Source organism: Chromohalobacter nigrandesensis (genome assembly GCF_023061285.1).
GTDB lineage: Bacteria > Pseudomonadota > Gammaproteobacteria > Pseudomonadales > Halomonadaceae > Chromohalobacter > Chromohalobacter nigrandesensis.
Genome location: NZ_JAKGAM010000019.1, coordinates 1 through 20,312, shown reverse-complemented (window position 1 = coordinate 20,312; position 20,312 = coordinate 1). Strand labels below are relative to the sequence as shown.

The window sequence follows — 20,312 nt, the reverse complement described above, 5'->3', positions numbered from 1 at the left end:
ACCCCTCAGCGAGCTTTAACGGCACTGCGTACGATGACTTCGCAGTCGGTCGCACCCGGCACGGCACCTTTGACCAGCAGCAAATTACGCTCGGCATCGACGCGCACGATTTCCAGGCTCTGGACGGTCACACGCTCATTGCCCATCTGACCGGCCATCTTTTTGCCCTTGAAGACGCGACCTGGCGTCTGGCACATACCGATGGAGCCCGGTGCGCGGTGCGCAAGCGAGTTACCGTGGCCATTGTCTTGGGTGTGGAAATTCCAGCGCTTGACGGCGCCCTGGAAGCCCTTGCCTTTAGAGGTGCCAGTCACATCGACTTTCTGACCGGCTTCAAAGAGGGATACGGTGATATTGCCGCCCACCTCGGGAGTCTCTTCGCCTTCTGCCAGACGAAACTCCATCAATGCACGACCGGCCTCGACACCTGACTTGGCATACTGCCCTGCGGCAGCCTTGGTCAAATGCTTGGCCTTGCGGGAACCCGAAGTCACCTGAATCGCACTATAGCCGTCACTTTCGACGGTCTTGACGCGAGTCACGCGATTCGGCTCGACCTCGATAACGGTTACGGGCACAGAGGCGCCATTTTCGGTAAAGATACGGGTCATACCGCTCTTCTTACCGACCAAACCGATAGTCATGTTCAGTCTCCTTTAGTGTACGGGGCTATCACCCGCTATGGCTGCCCTTTCCAGAGCATTCCACTAGCACATTGTGTAACGCCGTCCCGGCGTGGCGACCTTTATAAAAAAGCCGCTAGTGACTAGTGTGATCAGTCGAGCTTGATTTGCACATCCACGCCAGCGGCGAGGTCGAGCTTCATCAGCGCGTCTACGGTTTTTTCCGTGGGTTCGACAATGTCGAGCACACGCTTGTGAGTGCGGATCTCGTACTGATCGCGCGCGTCCTTGTTGACGTGCGGAGAGATCAATACGGTATAGCGCTCGCGATTAGTCGGTAGTGGGATCGGACCACGGACCTGAGCACCCGTACGCTTCGCGGTATCCACGATTTCTTGCGCAGACTGGTCAATCAGGCGATGGTCAAAGGCCTTCAACCGAATGCGAATCTTTTGGTTCTGCATTAGCCTTAAACTCCAATGGATGTCGACGGCGCGAGCCGTCTACCCACGCATTCAAAGGATGCGCATTATAGGCAGGCTGACAGTAAGAGTCAAACATGCACAGAAAGGGGGCTCCCAAAGGAGCCCCCTTCGATCATCGAAGGGCGAAACCCTTACTTGACGATCTTGGCGACAACGCCGGCGCCCACGGTACGCCCACCTTCGCGAACCGCGAAGCGCAGGCCGTCTTCCATAGCGATCGGCGCGATCAACGTCACAGTCATCTGGACGTTATCACCCGGCATGACCATTTCGACGCCCTCCGGCAGTTCACAAGTACCGGTCACGTCAGTGGTCCGGAAGTAGAACTGCGGACGATAGCCCTTGAAGAACGGGGTATGACGACCGCCTTCTTCCTTGGACAGGATGTAAACTTCGGCTTCGAAGACGGTATGCGGCGTGATGCTCTTCGGCTTGGCCAGAACCTGACCGCGCTCGACATCGTCACGCTTGGTGCCACGCAGCAGCGCGCCGATGTTCTCGCCAGCACGACCTTCGTCGAGCAACTTGCGGAACATCTCGACACCGGTAACGGTTGTCTTGGCGGTGTCCTTGAGACCCACGATCTCGACTTCTTCACCGGACTTGACGACACCGCGCTCAACACGACCGGTCACCACGGTACCGCGACCGGAGATGGAGAACACGTCTTCGATCGGCATCAGGAACGGCTGATCGACGGCACGCTCCGGCTCTGGAATGTAGGCGTCCAGGGCTTTGATCAGGTTGGCTACGGCAGTGGTACCCATGCCGTTGTCATCCTTGCCTTCCAGCGCCATCAGCGCGGAACCGATGACGATCGGTGTATCGTCACCCGGGAAGTCATACTCGTTAAGGAGTTCACGCACTTCCATTTCGACCAGCTCGAGGAGCTCCTCGTCGTCGACCATGTCGGCCTTGTTCAGAAACACGACGATGTATGGTACGCCGACCTGACGCGACAGCAAGATGTGCTCGCGCGTCTGCGGCATGGGGCCGTCGGCAGCGGAGCAAACCAGGATCGCGCCATCCATCTGCGCGGCACCAGTGATCATGTTCTTGACGTAGTCAGCGTGCCCCGGGCAGTCGACGTGCGCATAGTGGCGCTCTTCGGACTGGTATTCGACGTGAGCAGTCGCGATGGTGATACCGCGCTCACGCTCTTCCGGCGCATTGTCGATGGTCTCGAATTCACGCCAATCGCCGCCGAAAACCTCTGCGGAAACACGCGTCAGTGCTGCAGTCAGCGTAGTCTTACCATGGTCGACGTGACCGATGGTACCGACGTTGATATGCGACTTGGTGCGTTCAAATTTTTCCTTAGCCACTGCTATAACCTCTTTACGTTAGCTAACGGTTAACCATTCTGGTTGATGACGGCTTCAACGACGCTGGAGGGCGCCTCTTCGTAATCCGCAAACTCCATGGTGTAGCTTGCGCGGCCCTGGGTCTGAGAGCGCAGATCGGTCGCATAACCGAACATCTCAGCCAGCGGCACCGTGGCGCGAATGACTTTACCCATAGGGGAGTCATCCATGCCCTGTACGAGACCACGGCGACGATTCAGGTCACCCATGACATCACCCATGAACTCTTCGGGGGTCACGACTTCGACCTTCATCACCGGCTCCAGCAGCACGGCCTTGGCCTTGGGTGCGCCTTCCTTGATCGCCATGGAAGAGGCGACCTTGAACGCAGTCTCGTTCGAGTCCACGTCATGGTAGGAACCATCGAACAGCGTGACCTTGACGTCAATCATCGGATAACCCGCGATGACACCGTTCTGCAGCTGCTCATAGGCCCCTTTCTCGACGGCCGGCACGTATTCCTTGGGAACCACACCACCGACGATTTCGGAGGCGAACTTGAAGTTCATGTCTTCGTCTTCGCCTTTATCTTCGGCCGTCAGCGGCTCGATACGCAGCAGCACATGACCGTACTGACCACGACCACCCGACTGACGCACGAACTTGCCTTCCTGCTCGACACTGGCACGAATCGTCTCGCGGTAGGCGACCTGCGGCTTACCAATATTGGCTTCGACTTTGAATTCACGCCGCAGACGATCGACGATGATGTCGAGGTGAAGCTCACCCATACCAGAAATGATCGTCTGACCGGTTTCCTCGTCGGTCTTGACGCGGAAAGAAGGATCTTCCTGAGCCAGCTTGCCCAGCGCGGTCGCCATCTTCTCCTGGTCGGGCTTAGACTTCGGCTCCACGGCGACCGAAATCACCGGATCCGGAAATTCCATGCGCTCGAGAATGATCTTGTCATGCAGATCACAGAGTGTGTCACCAGTAGTAACATCCTTGAGCCCGATGCAGGCAGCGATGTCGCCCGCATAGACTTCCTTGATCTCCTCGCGTGAATTGGAGTGCATCTGGACGATACGGCCCACGCGCTCCTTCTTGCTCTTCACGGAATTGAAGATGCTATCACCGGACTTGAGCACACCCGAGTAGACACGAATAAAGGTCAGCGTCCCCACGAACGGATCAGTGGCGATCTTGAAGGCCAGTGCGGCGAAAGGGGCCTTATCGTCAGCTTCACGCGTGGCGACAGTGCCATCCTTGTCGTCAAGCTCACCTTCGATGGCCTTGACTTCGGTCGGCGACGGCATGTATTCGATCACGCCATCGAGAACCGCCTGGACGCCCTTGTTCTTGAACGCACTGCCGCACGTTACCAGAACGATTTCGTTATCCAGGGTACGGCGACGCAAGCCAGCCTTGATGTCCGCCTCGGAGAGGGCACCCTCCTCGAGGTATTTGTCCATCAACTCTTCGGACGCCTCGGCGGCGGCCTCGACCATTGCCTCACGATACTTCTCGGCGGTTTCCTTGAGCTCGTCGGGAATGTCGACCAGCTCATAGTTCATGCCGTGGTTGGCCTCGTCCCAGAGAACACCCTTCATCTGGATCAGGTCGATGACCCCTTTGAAGTTATCTTCCGATCCCCAGTTGATCTGGATGGGAACGGTATTGGCGCCCAGTTTCTGCTTGAGCTGGTCGAGCACCATAAAGTAATCGGCCCCGGCGCGGTCCATCTTATTGACGAACACCATGCGCGGAACTTCATACTTGTTTGCCTGACGCCAGACCGTTTCGGTCTGCGGCTGCACGCCGGAGGAACCACACAGTACAACGACGGCACCGTCGAGGACACGCAAGGAACGTTCGACCTCGATCGTGAAGTCAACGTGTCCCGGTGTATCGATGATATTGATTCGATGCTCATCGAACTGCTTGCTCATGCCCTGCCAGAAACAGGTAGTCGCAGCGGAGCTGATGGTAATACCACGCTCCTGCTCCTGCTGCATCCAGTCCATGGTGGCAGCACCATCATGAACCTCGCCGACCTTGTGCGACATGCCGGTATAGAACAGGACACGCTCGGTAGTGGTCGTCTTACCGGCGTCAACGTGAGCCACGATACCGATATTACGGTAGCGATTAAGCGGAGTCTTGCGTGCCACGATGGAATACCCCGTTGGTTAGAAGCGGTAGTGAGAGAAGGCCTTGTTGGCATCTGCCATGCGATGCACGTCTTCACGCTTCTTCACAGCAGCACCCTTGCCTTCGGCGGCGTCCAGCATTTCGCCAGCGAGGCGCTGCACCATGGTCTTCTCACCACGACTGCGCGCCGCATCCACCAGCCAACGCATGGCCAGGGCCTGACGGCGGGAGGGACGGACTTCCACGGGCACCTGATAGGTCGCACCGCCAACGCGGCGAGACTTGACCTCGACCATCGGCTGGATCGTTTCCAGCGCCTTGTCGAACATTTCCAGCGGCTCATCCTTGCTACGTTCGGCAACCCTGTCCAGCGCACCGTAAACGATACGCTCAGCTACAGACTTCTTGCCGCTGATCATCAGGTGGTTCATGAACTTGGCCAGACGCTCACTTCCGAATTTCGGATCCGGAAGGATTTCGCGTTTGGCGATAACTTTTCTTCTAGGCATGATAAGCCCTCGTTTCGAAGGGTCCTTCAGGTAAACTCGAGACGACGCCGCGCGCGCTCGACCTTACTCTTATCTGACCAACAATTGAATTCTTGAACGCCTCGCGATCAAGACTTGGGACGTTTGGTACCGTACTTGGAACGGCCCTGACGGCGATTCTGAACACCGGAAGTATCCAGCGCGCCGCGAACGGTGTGATAACGCACACCCGGCAAGTCTTTTACACGACCGCCGCGAATCAGGACCACGGAGTGTTCCTGCAGGTTATGACCTTCACCACCGATATAGGAAGCGACTTCGTAGCCATTCGTCAGGCGCACGCGGCAAACCTTACGCAGTGCCGAGTTCGGCTTCTTCGGGGTGGTGGTGTATACACGGGTGCAAACCCCGCGCTTTTGCGGGCAAGACTGCAGCGCCGGCACGTCGCTCTTGGCGGCCGGGCGCTTGCGCGGCTTGCGCACGAGCTGATTGATCGTTGCCATATCTGTAGCTGACTCCAATGGTTGCCAAACCTTTGAACATTGGGACAGGACGTACCCACCCCACTGTTAAAGGCTGCGCATTCTAATGTCTGGCGACAAGCCGCGTCAAGTCCGTCGCCACGAGGACGCCGGACTTGACGGCATACGCCTAGAGGTCTTCGTCGTCGGCGTCCAGCGCGGTGAGCTGCGCGCCCAATTCCTGTTCGACATCGGAAGCCGACGGATTGACCGTGTGTCCATCATCCTCGCGCTTGCGACGCCGCTCGGCATGGTGCGCCAACCCAGTCCCGGCGGGCACCAGGCGACCCACCACTACGTTTTCCTTGAGGCCGCGCAGGTAGTCGCGCTTGCCGGACACCGCCGCCTCGGTCAATACGCGCGTGGTTTCCTGGAACGACGCCGCCGAGATGAACGACTCGGTTGCCAGGCTTGCCTTGGTGATACCCAGCAGCAAACGCTCGCATTTGGCCGGGAATTTGCCTTCCTGAGCCAGGCGTGCATTTTCCTCGAGGACGCGGACGTACTCCACCTGGTCGCCGGTAATGAAGGTGGAATCTCCGGCATCGGTGATCTCCGCCTTGCGCAGCATCTGACGCACCACCACTTCGATGTGCTTGTCATCGATGACCACCCCTTGCAGGCGATAGACATCCTGGATCTCGGCCGTGATGTACTTGGCCAATTCCGCGATTCCAAGCAAGCGCAGAATGTCGTGGGGGTTGCTGGGACCATCGGAGATGACTTCGCCTTTCTCCACCGTTTCGCCCTCGAACACACCGATCTGACGCCACTTGGGGATCAGCATCTCGACCGGATCGCCTTCTTCCGGCGTGACCGTCAAGCGACGCTTGCCCTTGGTCTCCTTGCCAAAGCTGATGGTACCGGTTACCTCGGCGAGGATAGATGGTTCCTTAGGCTTACGTGCCTCGAACAAGTCGGCGACACGCGGCAGCCCCCCGGTGATGTCCTTGTTACCGGACGCTTCAACCGGAATGCGCGCAATGACCTCACCGACACCCACCTGATCACCGTTTTCGCCTGCGATAATCGCCTTGCCGGGCAGCATGTACTGCACAGGGGTATTGGAGCCCGGCAGCGTGACATGCTCACCATTATCATCGAGCAGCATGATCATCGGACGCTTTTCACGGCCGGAGGTCGGACGTGCAGGCGTCTCGATCACCTCGACATTCGACAGGCCGGTCATCTCGTCCACGCTGCGATGGATGGTGACACCCTCTTCCATATCGCTGAACTGAACCTTGCCCTCGACCTCGGCCACGACCGGATGCATATGAGGGTCCCACTTGGCGACCGGCGTCCCGCCTTCGACCATGTCGCCGTCGCGCACCGACAGCTCGGCACCATACGGCAGCTTGTAGTACTCACGCTCACGCCCATGCTCGTCGGCGACGGCCAGGGCACTCGAACGGGAGACAACGACGAGCTTGCCGTCATTGCGCTCGACATGCTTGATGTTGTGCAGACGCACCGTGCCACCATGCTTGACCTGCACACTATCGACGGCTGAGGCACGCGATGCGGCCCCCCCGATGTGGAATGTACGCATGGTAAGCTGAGTGCCCGGCTCGCCGATCGACTGCGCCGCGATGACGCCGACAGCCTCGCCGATATTCACATGATGACCACGCGCCAAGTCACGGCCGTAGCACGCTGCACACACGCCATGCGGCGTTTCACAGGTAATCGCGCTGCGCACGATAATTTCGTCCACGCCCATGGTATCGAGCTCGGCGCACCACGCCTCATCCAGCAAGGTACCGCGCGGAATCAACACCTCGTCGTTGGCAGGATCGACGACATCCTGCGCCACGACGCGGCCTAGCACACGCTGTGCCAGCGAGACGATGACGTCGCCGCCTTCGATTACCGGATGTAGCGTCAGCCCTTCATACGTGCCGCAGTCCTCCTCGGTCACCACAAGGTCCTGAGACACGTCCACCAGTCGACGCGTCAGGTAACCGGAGTTGGCGGTCTTGAGTGCCGTATCCGCCAATCCCTTACGAGCGCCGTGCGTCGAGATGAAGTACTGCAGTACGTTCAGGCCTTCACGGAAGTTGGCGGTGATCGGCGTCTCGATGATCGAGCCATCCGGCTTCGCCATCAGCCCGCGCATACCCGCCAACTGACGGATCTGGGCGGCACTACCACGGGCCCCGGAGTCAGCCATGATGAAGACACTGTTGAACGAGTCCTGCTCGACCTGCTCGCCATGGCGATCGGTAATGGTTTCCTTGGAGATACCGGTCATCATCGCCTTGGCCACCTTGTCATTCGCCTTGGCCCAGATGTCGATCACCTTGTTGTACTTCTCGCCGGCGGTCACAAGCCCCGAGGAGAACTGGTCCTCGATTTCCTTCACCTCTTCCTCGGCTCCGTCGACGATCTCCTTCTTCGAATCGGGGATAACGAAGTCGTTGACGCCGATTGAGGCACCCGACCAAGTGGCCAGATGAAACCCGGTGTACATCAGCTGGTCGGCGAAGATCACCGTTTCCTTGAGGCCTGTATTGCGATACACCTCGTTGATCAGCGTCGAGATCGCCTTCTTCTTCATCGGCTGATCGACCAGCGAGAACGAGGCGCCCTTGGGCAGAATGCGAAACAGCAACGCGCGCCCGACGGTAGTATCGAAGATCGACTGTTTCTTGACCAGTTCGCCACCTTCCACTTCGGGCAGATGCTCGGTCAAGCGGACCTTGATCCGCGCATGCATCGACACGCTTTCGGTGCCGAAGGCACGCTCGACTTCCTTGAGGTTGGCGAACACCATGCCTTCGCCCTTGGCATTGATCTTCTCGCGGGTCATGTAATAAAGACCCAGCACCACATCTTGAGACGGCACGATGATGGGCTCACCGTTGGCTGGCGACAGCACGTTATTGGTGGCCATCATCAGCGTCCGCGCCTCGAGCTGCGCTTCCAGCGTCAGCGGAACGTGCACGGCCATCTGGTCACCGTCGAAGTCGGCGTTATACGCCGCGCACACCAACGGATGCAGTTGGATCGCCTTGCCTTCGATCAACAGAGGCTCGAACGCTTGGATACCCAAGCGATGCAGCGTCGGGGCACGGTTGAGCATGACCGGATGCTCGCGGATGACATCGGCGAGAATGTCCCACACTTCCGGTAGCTCGCGCTCGACCATCTTCTTGGCGGCCTTGATGGTCGACGCCTGGCCATTTGCCTGCAGCTTGGAATAGATGAACGGCTTGAACAGTTCCAGAGCCATCTTCTTGGGCAGACCACACTGATGCAGACGCAGCGTCGGACCCACAGTGATCACCGAGCGGCCTGAATAGTCGACACGCTTGCCCAGCAGGTTCTGGCGGAAACGCCCCTGCTTACCCTTGATCATGTCAGCCAGCGACTTCAATGGGCGCTTGTTGGAACCCGTGATGGCTCGACCGCGGCGGCCATTGTCCAGCAACGCATCTACCGATTCCTGCAGCATGCGCTTCTCGTTGCGCACGATGATATCCGGCGCGTTGAGGTCGAGCAGCCGCTTCAGGCGGTTGTTGCGGTTGATCACGCGACGATACAGATCGTTAAGATCCGAGGTCGCGAAACGGCCACCATCCAGCGGCACCAACGGGCGCAGATCCGGCGGCAATACCGGCAGCACTTCCATGACCATCCACGCCGGGTCGTTGCCAGACTTGTAGAAGGCTTCAAGCAACTTCAAACGCTTGGAAAGCTTCTTGATCTTCGTCTCGGAATTGGTCTGCGGCACTTCCTCGCGCAGGCGCTCAATTTCCTCACCGAGGTCGATGTCCTTAAGCAACACCTGAACCGCTTCGGCGCCCATACGGGCATCGAAGTCGTCGCCGAACTCTTCCAGCGCCTCGAAATACTGTTCGTCATTGAGCAGTTGACCACGCTCAAGCGTGGTCATGCCTGGATCGATGACCATGAAGCTCTCGAAATAGAGCACACGCTCGATATCGCGCAGGGTCATGTCCAGGAACAAGCCGATGCGTGACGGCAGCGACTTGAGGAACCAGATATGCGCCACCGGCGCAGCCAGTTCGATATGCCCCATACGCTCGCGGCGCACGGCAGCCTTTGTGACCTCGACGCCGCACTTTTCGCAAATGATGCCACGATGCTTCATGCGCTTGTACTTACCGCACAAGCACTCGTAATCCTTTACCGGGCCGAAAATCTTGGCACAGAACAGGCCATCACGCTCGGGCTTGAACGTACGGTAGTTGATGGTCTCAGGCTTTTTGACCTCGCCGTAGGACCAGGAGCGGATCAAGTCCGGCGACGCGAGCGTAATCTTGATCGCGTCGAATTCTTCGGACTGTGCCTGCGATTTGAGGACTTTCACCAAATCTTTCATGGGGTCGGCTCCGTAGCGGAGTTGTCATGAGCGGGGCCTGTAGGGCCCCGCGGACCGTCATTCGTCAGCGTGAAACGCTCAGCCTTCCAGCTCGATATCAATACCCAGCGAGCGGATTTCCTTCACCAATACGTTGAAGGATTCCGGCATGCCTGCCTGCATCGAGTGGTCGCCGTCGACGATGTTCTTGTACATCTTGGTGCGGCCTTCGACGTCGTCGGACTTGACGGTCAGCATTTCCTGCAAGGTATAGGCCGCGCCATAGGCTTCCAGCGCCCAGACCTCCATCTCACCAAAGCGTTGTCCGCCGAACTGTGCCTTGCCGCCCAGCGGTTGCTGGGTCACCAGCGAGTACGAGCCGGTGGAACGCGCGTGCATCTTGTCGTCGACCAGGTGGTTGAGCTTGAGCATGTACATGTAGCCCACCGTCACGGGGCGATCGAAGTTTTCGCCCGTACGCCCATCGTAGAGCGTCATCTGGCCGGAATCCGGCAGGTTGGCCAGGCTCAGGAGATGCTTGATTTCGTGCTCCTTGGCACCATCGAAAACCGGCGTCGCCACTGGTACGCCATTACGCAGATTCTTCGCCAGGGTGATGATTTCATCATCGCTGAGCGAGTCGATATCTTCCTGGCGCGTCTCGGCAGTGTTGTACACTTGCCCCAGGAAGTCGCGAATCTCCGCCACCTGCTGCTGGCGTGCCTCGCGCAACATCTCGTCGACCCTCACCCCGAGCCCCCAGGCCGCCATCCCCAGGTGCGTCTCGAGGACCTGACCGACGTTCATGCGCGAGGGCACACCCAACGGATTGAGCACTATGTCGACCGGCTCGCCATTGTCATCGAACGGCATATCCTCGACGGGCATGATCGATGAAATGACACCCTTGTTACCGTGGCGGCCAGCCATCTTGTCACCCGACTGGATGCGCCGCTTCACGGCGAGGTAGACCTTGACGATCTTGAGCACGCCCGGCGCCAGGTCGTCGCCCTGAGTCAACTTGCGCTTCTTGTCTTCGAAACGCTCGTCCATCTCTTTGCGGCGTTTTTCCAACTGCTCATCGGCCTGGGCCAAGAGCTCGTTGAGCGCCTCGTCCTGCATACGCAACTTGAACCACTGACTACGCGGCAGCTCTTCGAGATAGGCCTCATCGAGGATATCGCCCTTCTTGAGCTTGGGACCGCCGTTGACCGGCTGACCAAGCAACGTGCGCTTGAGGCGCTCGAAGGTAGCTTCTTCGGCAATGCGATACGTTTCCTGAAGATCCTTGCGCACCTCATCGAGCTGGCTCTGCTCGATGGACAGGGCGCGCGAATCCTTCTCGACACCATCGCGGGTAAAGACCTGCACGTCGATGACCGTGCCTTTCATTCCCGTCGCCGTACGCAGCGACGTGTCTTTCACGTCGGACGCCTTCTCGCCGAAGATCGCACGTAGCAGCTTCTCTTCAGGCGTCAGTTGGGTCTCTCCCTTGGGCGTGACCTTACCGACCAGGATATCGCCGGGGCCGACCTCGGCACCGATATAAACGATACCCGCCTCGTCGAGCTTGCCGAGTGCCGCTTCACCAACATTGGGAATGTCCGAGGAAATTTCCTCAGCGCCCAGCTTGGTGTCGCGAGACACGCAGGTCAGCTCCTGGATATGGATACTGGTGAAGCGGTCTTCCTCGACTACACGCTCCGAGATGAGGATGGAATCCTCGAAGTTGTAGCCGTTCCACGGCATGAACGCCATGCGCATGTTCTGACCCAGTGCCAGATCCCCCATGTCGACGGAAGGCCCATCGGCCAGGATGTCGCCGCTTGCCACGGTGTCGCCGGGGCGCACGATCGGGCGCTGGTTCATGCAGGTGTTCTGGTTGGAACGCAGGTACTTGGTGAGATTGTAGATATCGACGCCCGCTTCACCGCCGATGATCTCATCTTCGTTGATGCGTACCACGATGCGTTTGGCATCGACCGAGTCGATCACTCCGCCGCGCCGTGCGATCGCACAGACACCGGAGTCGCGCGCCACGAAACGCTCCATGCCCGTACCGACCAGCGGCTTCTCGGCACGCAGGGTCGGCACGGCCTGACGCTGCATGTTCGAGCCCATCAAGGCACGGTTGGCGTCATCGTGCTCGAGGAACGGGATCAACGCTGCAGCCACGGAAACTACCTGACGCGGCGACACGTCCATCAACGTGACCTTATCCGGTGCCATGAAGGTCGTCTCGCCGCGGTGGCGTACCTGAACCAGGTCGTCGACCAACTTGCCATCTTCGTCCACCGTCGCCGACGCCTGGGCGATAACGAAGTCACCCTCCTCAATGGCCGACAGATGCACGACCTCGTCGGTAACCTGACGGTCACTCACCTTGCGATACGGTGTTTCCAGGAAGCCGTAGCTATTGGTGTGACTGTAAGTCGCCAGCGAGTTGATCAGGCCGATATTAGGACCTTCCGGCGTTTCGATCGGGCACAGACGCCCGTAGTGCGTGGCGTGAACGTCGCGCACTTCGAAGCCGGCACGCTCGCGGGTCAAGCCACCCGGCCCCAGCGCGGAAACACGGCGCTTGTGCGTGACCTCGGAGAGCGGGTTGTTCTGGTCCATGAACTGGGACAGCTGCGAAGAACCGAAGAACTCCTTCACTGCGGCTGCCACCGGCTTGGCATTGATCAAATCCTGCGGCATCAGGCCTTCACTCTCCGCCATGGAGAGACGCTCCTTGACCGCGCGCTCGACGCGCACCAGCCCTACGCGGAACTGGTTTTCCGCCATCTCGCCGACGCAACGAATACGGCGGTTGCCCAGGTGGTCGATATCATCGACGTCACCAAAGCCGTTACGGATATTGATCATTTCCCGCAGGACGTCGAGGATATCCGGTTTATCGAGAATCCCGGAGCCCTTGTCCCCTTCATGACGCAGGCGGCGATTGAATTTCATGCGACCGACGCCCGACAGGTCGTAGCGGTCCTCGGTGAAGAACAGATTGTGGAACAGCGTCTCGGCTGCTTCCTTGGTCGGCGGCTCCCCGGGGCGCATCATGCGATAGATCTCGACCAGTGCCTCGAGTTGAGAGCGCGTGGTATCGATCTTCAGCGTATCGGAGATAAACGAGCCCGCGTCGAGATCGTTGGTATACAACGTCTCGAGCGTGGTAATGCCCGCCTGGCCAAGCGTTTCAAGCAACTCAGGGGTGATTTCCGTATTGCATTCGCACACCAGCTCACCGGTATTCGGATCGACCTGATCCTTGGCCAGCGTCTTGCCGAACAGATATTCCATCGGCACATCGAGACGCTCAAGGCCGGCTTTTTCCATCTGGCGAATATGCTTCTGGGTAATCCGGCGACCTTCCTCGACGATGAGGTTGCCTTCACCATCCTGAATATCGAAGGTTGCCGTTTCACCACGCAGCCGTGACGGCACCAGCTCGACGCTGAAACCCTTCTTCTCGATATGAAAGATACTGGTGTCGAAGAACGTCTCGAGGATCTCCTCGGCACTCATGCCTAACGCGCGCAGCAATACCGTGGCCGGCAGCTTGCGGCGACGGTCGATACGGACGTAGACGTTGTCCTTGGGATCGAACTCGAAATCCAGCCAAGAGCCGCGATACGGGATGATACGCGCGGAGTACAGCAGCTTACCGGACGAGTGACTCTTGCCCTTGTCGTGGTCGAAGAACACTCCCGGCGAGCGGTGGAGCTGGGAGACGATGACACGTTCGGTACCATTGACGACGAAGGTACCGTTTTCAGTCATCAGGGGGATTTCCCCCATGTAGACTTCCTGCTCTTTAATGTCCTTGATCGCCTTGTTGGACGAGTCCTTATCGTAGATGATCAAGCGCACCTTGACCCGCAGCGGCGCCGAATAGGTCACGCCACGCAGCTGGCATTCCTTGACATCGAATGCCGATGTGCCAAAGCGGTAGCTGACATACTCGAGAGCGGCATTGCCGGAAAAGCTCTCGATAGGGAACACGGACTTGAAAGCAGCATGCAAGCCGACGTCGAGGCGTTCTTCAATCGCCCGGTCCTGCTGGAGGAAGTCGTAGTAGGAATCAAGCTGAATGGCCAGCAGGTAAGGCACATCCATTACTTGTGGCAGTTTGCCGAAATCCTTGCGGATGCGTTTTTTCTCAGTGTATGAGTAAGCCATCTGTATTCCCCAGCTTGTTCACCTTGGGTGACCGGTGCGTGGTCGGCGCCGCCTGAAGGGACTTCCCGTCAGGCGCTGACGGCAAGCTCTTACGAGAGCTCGCCGTCGGAATTCGTCTCTTCAGACATCTGGCATTCTGGCTAGCAGCAACAGAAAAAGGCCGGCAGCGGGAAAGCCCGCCGCCAGCCATGAAGCTCACGCAGCGCGTAAAGCCATGGTCACCGGAATTACTTGAGTTCCACGGATGCGCCAGCTTCTTCCAACTTGGTCTTGGCTTCTTCGCCATCTTCCTTGGACATGCCTTCTTTGAGGGTTGCCGGGACACCGTCGACGGCTGCCTTGGCTTCCTTGAGGCCCAGACCGGTGATTTCACGAACCACCTTGATGACGTTGACCTTCTTCTCACCAGCGCCAGTCAGCACCAGGTCGAACTCAGTCTGCTCTTCAACCTCTTCGCCTTCGCCGCCACCCGGGCCAGCCACAACAGCGGCAGCCGCAGAAACACCGAACTTCTCTTCCATCGCGGAAACTAGCTCAGCCACTTCCATGACGGACATTTCGGCGACGGCGTTGATGATATCTTCTTGAGTCAGTGCCATTGTCAAATTCCTAACTTTGCGGGAGCCTCATATTATGAGGGCTCATTGATACAGTATTGGTGCCAGTGCGGTTCAGTCTGCCTTTAGGCAGCTTCTTCCTGCTTTTGGTCACGCAACGCAGCGAGTGTACGAACCAGCTTGCCAGCCGATGCTTCCTTCATGACGGACATCAGCTTGGCGATGGCTTCATCATGTGTCGGCAGCGTCGCCAGGCGATCAAGATCGGAAGCCGGGATGAACTCGCCTTCGTATGCCAGCGCCTTAATCTCGAAATCTTTCTCATTTTTGGCGAACTCCTTGAACAGGCGAGCGGCAGCGCCCGGATGCTCATAGGAAAAGGCCAGCATGGTCGGACCCGAGAAAGTCTCGTTGAGGCACTCCCAAGGAGTACCTTCGAGGGCGCGGCGTGCCAGCGTGTTGCGCACAACACGAATCTGCACACCATTCTCGCGTGCCTGCTTGCGCAGATCGGTCATGGCGCTTACCGCCACACCGCGAGAATCGGCAACGACGACGGAGAGCGCATCTTGTGCAGCTTCACTGACCTCGGCAACGATCGCTTTCTTGCCTTCGAGTGCTAATGGCACAGTGATCACTCCTTCGTACCGGACGCCTGAGAGGGCGTTCCAGTGGTTACCATCTCCCCTATCTTCGCTTGCCGCGAGAGGGGGCCGGGATGATGGTGCTCACCAGAAGACTGGCGGCTACACCATCTGCGCAGGCGGCTCTTGATCTCCATTAAGCCGCGCCTCTCGAAGAAGCACGGCACCTGCGGTCTTTGACGGTGCCCCGCCGCCACGTCTAAGCGTCGTGTACGGGGACCGCAAAGTTACTGCCTTTTTCCGTGACTCACACGAAAGGTGTGTGATCCACAGTCAACCCTGGTCCCATGGTAGTGGACAGGGTGATTTTCTTGAAGTAGATGCCCTTGGAAGTACTCGGCTTGAGACGCTTGAGATCACCGATCAATGCATCGAGGTTGCCCTTGATAGCACTAGCGTCGAAATCCACCTTACCGATGGCGGCGTGAATGATGCCGTTCTTGTCGGTACGGAAGCGCACCTGGCCTGCCTTCGCGTTCTTCACGGCAGTGGCGACATCAGGCGTTACGGTACCGACCTTGGGGTTGGGCATCAGCCCACGTGGACCGAGAATCTGGCCAAGTTGCCCAACGACACGCATGGCGTCCGGTGCGGCAATCACCACATCGAAATCCATATTGCCTTTCTTGACGTCAGCTGCCAGCTCGTCCATTCCCACGACATCGGCGCCAGCCTCTTTCGCGGCATCGGCAGCAGCGCCTTGCGCAAAGACAGCAACACGAGCGGTCTTGCCCGTACCGTTAGGCATGACGGTTGCGCCACGTACAACTTGGTCGGATTTACGCGGATCAACGCCGAGATTGATCGATACCTCGACGGATTCCTTGAACTTGACCGTAGACACTTCAGACAAAAGGGCAACAGCTTCTTCCAGGTTATATACCTTGGAGCTGTCTACCTTTTCGCTGAGCATCTGTGCGCGCTTGGTAAGCTTGGCCATGATCAGAGACCCTCCACGTTGAGACCCATGCTACGGGCACTGCCTGCGATGGTACGGACAGCTGCATCAAGGTCCGAAGCCGTCAAATCAGGCTCCTTGGTCTTGGCAATTTCTTCCAGCTGCTCACGTGTCACGGTACCGACCTTGGTCTTGTTCGGCACGCCAGAGCCTGACTTGATTCCCGCTGCTTTCTTCAACAGCACTGCTGCGGGCGGCGTCTTGGTGATGAACGTGAAGCTGCGATCAGAATAGACCGTGATCACGACCGGCGTCGGAAGACCCGGCTCAATATCCTGAGTCTCGGCGTTAAACGTCTTGCAGAACTCCATGATATTAACGCCGTGCTGACCCAGCGCGGGGCCCACGGGGGGACTCGGATTGGCCTTACCCGCTGCGACCTGCAGCTTGATATAGGCCTGTACTTTTTTCGCCATATTGGACTCCAGTTGGGTGCTAACGCCTTGCGGCTCCCCGTTTCAACAAGACCCGAAGGTCTTTACGACATGCACCGGCTACTACCGAGCCGGCGTCTTGAATTCAGTCTTTTTCGACCTGAGCGAACTCGAGTTCGACCGGCGTCGAGCGCCCGAAGATCAGCACGCTGACATGCAAGCGGCTTTTCTCGTAGTTGACCTCTTCCACTACGCCGTTGAAATCGGCAAAAGGGCCATCCACGACACGCACGGTTTCGCCCGGATCGAAGAGCGTTTTGGGACGCGGCTTGTCCGTACCATCCTGCACGCGACGCAAGATGCCATCCGCTTCTTTTTGCGTAATCGGCGCCGGCTTTTCCGGGGTACCGCCAATGAACCCCATGACACGCGGTGTCTCATTCACCAAGTGCCAGGTGGCGTCGGTCATTTCCATCTCGACCAGTACATAGCCGGGATAGAACTTGCGCTCGCTCTTGCGGCGCTTACCGTCGCGCATCTCGACGACTTCTTCGGTCGGCACCAGAATTTCGCCAAACTGATCTTCCATGCCATACATCTTGACGCGCTCATTGAGAGAACGCATCACATGCTTTTCGAAACCGGAGTAGGCGTGGACAACGTACCAACGCTTGGACATGAAAACTCCTAACCTATGATGCCGGACATGGCCCAGCCGAGAAGCGTATCGATCAGCCACAAGAGAATGCCGACCAACACCACGGCCACCAAGACGATCGCAGTAGTCTGAATAGTCTCGGGACGCGTCGGCCACACTACACGCTGGATTTCCTTACGCGACCCACGCGCCAGCTCTGTCAATTCGCGCCCCTTGGTCGTGGTCAAGGCCACTGCTGCAGCGGCCACACCAAGCACAACGACGCCTATGACGCGATACAGCAGCGCTTGATCGGCAAAATACGCATTGCCTGCCACCGCCACAACGACAAGAACGACGGCGACCGCCCATCTAGCCGCATCGAAACGCGACTCTTGCACCTCGGCGCTTTGTTTCATGGAAAAGGAACTCCTAAAGGCGCGGCAAGCGTAACAAGAAAGAATAAAGGAAGAACCAGCACTGAGGAAGGCTGGCAGGCCAGGAGGGAATCGAACCCCCAACCTGCGGTTTTGGAGACCGCTGCTCTGCCAATTGAGCTACTGGCCTATACTGCCCTGCAACCTGACACTCCACCGGTAGCGTTTTGCTACAGCGCGCGTCATGTTAGCTAACTACAACCAGGAAGGCAACCCAATTGTATCGTATCAAGACGAGAAACTAGCCTCGCCCAACAATGGAGCTCATGGACGGATTTGAACCGTCGACCTCACCCTTACCAAGGGTGTGCTCTACCCCTGAGCTACATGAGCATAATCTGGAGCGGGCAGCGGGGATCGAACCCGCATCATCAGCTTGGAAGGCTGAGGTTCTACCATTGAACTATGCCCGCCTGCCCACTCGTCGCTTGTGCCCTACGGACTGACGGTCAAGCATATGATCTGGTGGAGGGGGAAGGATTCGAACCTTCGAAGCTTTCGCGGCAGATTTACAGTCTGCTCCCTTTGGCCACTCGGGAACCCCTCCAACGTGGCGACGAATTATACGGCTTTTGAGAATTGTGTCAAGCACTTAATTTACAATGCTTTTCTCTCGCCATGAGCCCGTCGACTCGAAACGCGCAATATTGTGTCAAAGCAGCATTGAGTATGCAAGTCCGGCCCGGACTTTTTCCAGGGGTGGAACAGCAGGCGGCAACGGCGCCCCTGCTAGTCGCCCAGCGCGCTCCGCCGCCGTCAGCGGATAGCATGTTTCAAGCCCGGCATAGACCATATCCGGCCAGACTGCATGCGGGATACGCAGCCCGCGTGACACCACCCGGGCATCACCTCCTGTCAGCAGCAGAGGTAGCGCCACGCCTTCTCGATCGCACACTTCGCTATAGATACGATTAACAGCGCTCACCGCCGACATATAGATACCGTGATTGACTGCCTCGACCGTATTGTGCCCCGGCGCCAGGAGCTCATCTGCCTCACTGTCGGGATCAATGGTCACGTTACGCGTCCCCAGCTTGAGGCTTTCCTTCATCAAGCGCAGCCCAGGAATGATATACCCTCCCAGATGGCGCCCACCGGGCAGCACAAAATCCATCGTGATGGCGCTGCCACAATCGACACTACAGCAGCCCCCGGTCAACTGATAGCCGGCAAGCACCCCCATCCAGCGATCGACGCCAAGACGCCCGGGCTCATCGTAACCACAGCTGACACCAAGCGCTTCGGGGGTAGAGCGCGCCACATGCACCACACCGACCTGGCGCCGCAGTAACGTCACGGTATCGCGCAATACGGATTCACGCGCGACGCTCGAGATACGCACAGCCTCTACGACATCGAGATCTGGTATGTCGGCACCGGGGCGCCATTCTTCCCGCGTCCAGACGGCCCCTCGAGAACGAATTTCGCTGCTCGCGACATCCTTCAGGCGCCACTTCGACAAGGTATTGCCGATATCGAGATCTAAAATCATGAGCGCACGCGCAAGCTGATTTCACCACCGGCTAACAGCCGGACTTCGCCATTCACATCGACTTGCAAGTTCCCGGTGGCGTCCACGCCCTTGGCAACAGCCGCATAGGTATGCCCACCCTGAGTGACATCCACCTCGCGCCCTGCATAGGCATTGCGACTGTTCCACGCATTACGCCACGGCTCGAAGCCATGCTGCTCGAAAAGAGGCAACATTCCCAGCAGGGCCTCGACCAACGATGCAGACAGGTCATTGCGCGTAATATCGGACCTTACGTCATGCAGAGCGGCAACGGGCTGGTCCACGCTATCTCTTGCGGCGGTAGGCAAGGCGACATTGAACCCAATGCCGATGACGACCTCACAGGGGCCGGCAACATCACCACTCACCTCCAGTAGGATGCCGGCCAACTTTGCGGTGCTATCGCCACGCTGCAACAATACGTCATTGGGCCATTTAAGCACCACAGGTACGCAGAGACGTTCCAGCACTTCGGCCAGCACCACGCCCACGGCCAGACTCAAGCCTTCCAACGCCGACGCACCTTCATCGAAACGCCAGCCCAGCGAGAACAGCAGACCACTGCCCCAGGGGCAGACCCAATGACGACCACGCCGCCCACGCCCGGCGCCCTGGCTCTCCGCCAAGCATACCTCGGCATGCCCCGCGCCCTGCTGAAAGCGTTCACGCAAAAAAGTGTTGGTCGAAGGTAGTGCATCTTCGACGAAAAGGCGGGTCAAATGATGACGCGGTTCTGCCGGCAGGCGCTCGATGATAGCCGGCCCGGACAATAGGTCCAGCGGGGCGGCCAAGCGATACCCTTGACCTTTTACCGCCTCCAGCTGCAACCCCATTTTCTCCAGCTTTTTGAGCTGCTTCCAGACCGCCGTGCGTGAAACGCCCAGTTGCTCGCCCAATTGTTCGCCGGAGTGATACTCACCGTCGCTCAGCAAACGGATCAGATCACCGATCGTCATTCAGATCATCCCCGTCGGGAAAAAAACGCCATTCTATCGAAATGCGCTCCGCCGGGGGAGCATAGCCGACCAAAGCGCAACAAATTATTCTAGGTAGCCATTTTAGCCGTAGACCGCATCCCTGCTCTTGTAACTTGCTGCTTTCTGATCTTCAGGCCGCA

At 58.3% G+C, this 20,312-nt stretch carries 16 protein-coding genes and 4 tRNA genes; all 20 read right to left on the bottom strand.

Annotated elements, in window-relative coordinates; translation table 11 throughout:
- Positions 1-5: 5 nt before the first annotated feature.
- The gene (rplC, locus tag L1073_RS16160) at positions 6-644 is read right to left on the bottom strand and encodes a 50S ribosomal protein L3 (protein ID WP_246901011.1); all 639 of its coding nucleotides are present in this window, start codon (positions 642-644) and stop codon (positions 6-8) included.
- Positions 645-775: 131 nt separating this feature from the next.
- Positions 776-1,087 (bottom strand): 30S ribosomal protein S10, encoded by a 312-nt coding sequence (rpsJ, locus tag L1073_RS16155; protein WP_011505728.1) that lies wholly within the window; start codon positions 1,085-1,087, stop codon positions 776-778.
- A 152-nt stretch (positions 1,088-1,239) separates the two neighbouring features.
- Positions 1,240-2,433, bottom strand: coding sequence for an elongation factor Tu (gene tuf, locus L1073_RS16150; RefSeq protein ID WP_246901008.1), 1,194 nt, complete (start codon positions 2,431-2,433; stop codon positions 1,240-1,242).
- A 29-nt stretch (positions 2,434-2,462) separates the two neighbouring features.
- The gene (gene fusA, locus L1073_RS16145; protein ID WP_246901007.1) at positions 2,463-4,583 is read right to left on the bottom strand and encodes an elongation factor G; all 2,121 of its coding nucleotides are present in this window, start codon (positions 4,581-4,583) and stop codon (positions 2,463-2,465) included.
- A gap of 18 nt (positions 4,584-4,601) precedes the next feature.
- On the bottom strand, positions 4,602-5,072 hold the full coding sequence (gene rpsG / locus L1073_RS16140) for a 30S ribosomal protein S7 (protein WP_246901005.1): 471 nt from the start codon (positions 5,070-5,072) through the stop codon (positions 4,602-4,604).
- A gap of 107 nt (positions 5,073-5,179) precedes the next feature.
- Positions 5,180-5,554, bottom strand: coding sequence for a 30S ribosomal protein S12 (gene rpsL, locus L1073_RS16135; RefSeq protein ID WP_040239433.1), 375 nt, complete (start codon positions 5,552-5,554; stop codon positions 5,180-5,182).
- A gap of 148 nt (positions 5,555-5,702) precedes the next feature.
- Positions 5,703-9,920, bottom strand: a complete 4,218-nt coding sequence (gene rpoC / locus L1073_RS16130) for a DNA-directed RNA polymerase subunit beta' (protein WP_246901003.1) — start codon at positions 9,918-9,920, stop codon at positions 5,703-5,705.
- Between the two features lie 78 nt (positions 9,921-9,998).
- Complete coding sequence (gene rpoB, locus L1073_RS16125) at positions 9,999-14,075, bottom strand: DNA-directed RNA polymerase subunit beta (RefSeq protein ID WP_246901000.1); 4,077 nt, start codon at positions 14,073-14,075, stop codon at positions 9,999-10,001.
- Positions 14,076-14,302: 227 nt separating this feature from the next.
- Positions 14,303-14,674, bottom strand: a complete 372-nt coding sequence (gene rplL / locus L1073_RS16120; RefSeq protein WP_246900997.1) for a 50S ribosomal protein L7/L12 — start codon at positions 14,672-14,674, stop codon at positions 14,303-14,305.
- An 83-nt stretch (positions 14,675-14,757) separates the two neighbouring features.
- Entirely contained in the window at positions 14,758-15,261 is a 504-nt protein-coding gene (rplJ, locus tag L1073_RS16115; protein ID WP_246900996.1) for a 50S ribosomal protein L10, read from the bottom strand.
- Positions 15,262-15,523: 262 nt separating this feature from the next.
- On the bottom strand, positions 15,524-16,216 hold the full coding sequence (gene rplA / locus L1073_RS16110; protein WP_246900993.1) for a 50S ribosomal protein L1: 693 nt from the start codon (positions 16,214-16,216) through the stop codon (positions 15,524-15,526).
- A 2-nt stretch (positions 16,217-16,218) separates the two neighbouring features.
- Positions 16,219-16,650 carry a 50S ribosomal protein L11 gene (gene rplK / locus L1073_RS16105; protein WP_040239445.1) on the bottom strand — a complete coding sequence of 144 codons (432 nt, stop codon included), beginning with the start codon at positions 16,648-16,650 and terminating at the stop codon, positions 16,219-16,221.
- A 103-nt stretch (positions 16,651-16,753) separates the two neighbouring features.
- Positions 16,754-17,287 carry a transcription termination/antitermination protein NusG gene (gene nusG / locus L1073_RS16100; protein ID WP_246900990.1) on the bottom strand — a complete coding sequence of 178 codons (534 nt, stop codon included), beginning with the start codon at positions 17,285-17,287 and terminating at the stop codon, positions 16,754-16,756.
- 8 nt (positions 17,288-17,295) lie between these two features.
- Positions 17,296-17,664, bottom strand: a complete 369-nt coding sequence (gene secE / locus L1073_RS16095) for a preprotein translocase subunit SecE (protein WP_246900987.1) — start codon at positions 17,662-17,664, stop codon at positions 17,296-17,298.
- Positions 17,665-17,736: 72 nt separating this feature from the next.
- Positions 17,737-17,812, bottom strand: a tRNA-Trp gene (locus tag L1073_RS16090).
- A 128-nt stretch (positions 17,813-17,940) separates the two neighbouring features.
- Positions 17,941-18,015, bottom strand: a tRNA-Thr gene (locus tag L1073_RS16085).
- 6 nt (positions 18,016-18,021) lie between these two features.
- Positions 18,022-18,095 (bottom strand) — tRNA-Gly (locus L1073_RS16080).
- Positions 18,096-18,145: 50 nt separating this feature from the next.
- Positions 18,146-18,229, bottom strand: a tRNA-Tyr gene (locus tag L1073_RS16075).
- Between the two features lie 105 nt (positions 18,230-18,334).
- Complete coding sequence (locus L1073_RS16070; protein WP_246900985.1) at positions 18,335-19,174, bottom strand: type III pantothenate kinase; 840 nt, start codon at positions 19,172-19,174, stop codon at positions 18,335-18,337.
- Entirely contained in the window at positions 19,171-20,151 is a 981-nt protein-coding gene (locus tag L1073_RS16065; RefSeq protein WP_246900982.1) for a biotin--[acetyl-CoA-carboxylase] ligase, read from the bottom strand. The genes L1073_RS16070 and L1073_RS16065 overlap by 4 nt, the downstream gene beginning before the upstream one ends.
- Between the last annotated feature and the right edge of the window lie 161 nt (positions 20,152-20,312).

What these genes read in the sequence shown, in the direction of transcription:
- secE (WP_246900987.1), bottom strand. Translation starts at nt 17,664, where the DNA reads ATGAAACAAAGCGCCGAGGTGCAAGAGTCGCGTTTCGATGCGGCTAGA.
- rpsG (WP_246901005.1), bottom strand. Translation starts at nt 5,072, where the DNA reads ATGCCTAGAAGAAAAGTTATCGCCAAACGCGAAATCCTTCCGGATCCG.
- rpoB (WP_246901000.1), bottom strand. Translation starts at nt 14,075, where the DNA reads ATGGCTTACTCATACACTGAGAAAAAACGCATCCGCAAGGATTTCGGC.
- rplK (WP_040239445.1), bottom strand. Translation starts at nt 16,650, where the DNA reads ATGGCGAAAAAAGTACAGGCCTATATCAAGCTGCAGGTCGCAGCGGGT.
- rpsJ (WP_011505728.1), bottom strand. Translation starts at nt 1,087, where the DNA reads ATGCAGAACCAAAAGATTCGCATTCGGTTGAAGGCCTTTGACCATCGC.
- rpsL (WP_040239433.1), bottom strand. Translation starts at nt 5,554, where the DNA reads ATGGCAACGATCAATCAGCTCGTGCGCAAGCCGCGCAAGCGCCCGGCC.
- rplC (WP_246901011.1), bottom strand. Translation starts at nt 644, where the DNA reads ATGACTATCGGTTTGGTCGGTAAGAAGAGCGGTATGACCCGTATCTTT.
- L1073_RS16065 (WP_246900982.1), bottom strand. Translation starts at nt 20,151, where the DNA reads ATGACGATCGGTGATCTGATCCGTTTGCTGAGCGACGGTGAGTATCAC.
- rplA (WP_246900993.1), bottom strand. Translation starts at nt 16,216, where the DNA reads ATGGCCAAGCTTACCAAGCGCGCACAGATGCTCAGCGAAAAGGTAGAC.
- L1073_RS16070 (WP_246900985.1), bottom strand. Translation starts at nt 19,174, where the DNA reads ATGATTTTAGATCTCGATATCGGCAATACCTTGTCGAAGTGGCGCCTG.
- nusG (WP_246900990.1), bottom strand. Translation starts at nt 17,287, where the DNA reads ATGTCCAAGCGTTGGTACGTTGTCCACGCCTACTCCGGTTTCGAAAAG.
- rpoC (WP_246901003.1), bottom strand. Translation starts at nt 9,920, where the DNA reads ATGAAAGATTTGGTGAAAGTCCTCAAATCGCAGGCACAGTCCGAAGAA.
- rplL (WP_246900997.1), bottom strand. Translation starts at nt 14,674, where the DNA reads ATGGCACTGACTCAAGAAGATATCATCAACGCCGTCGCCGAAATGTCC.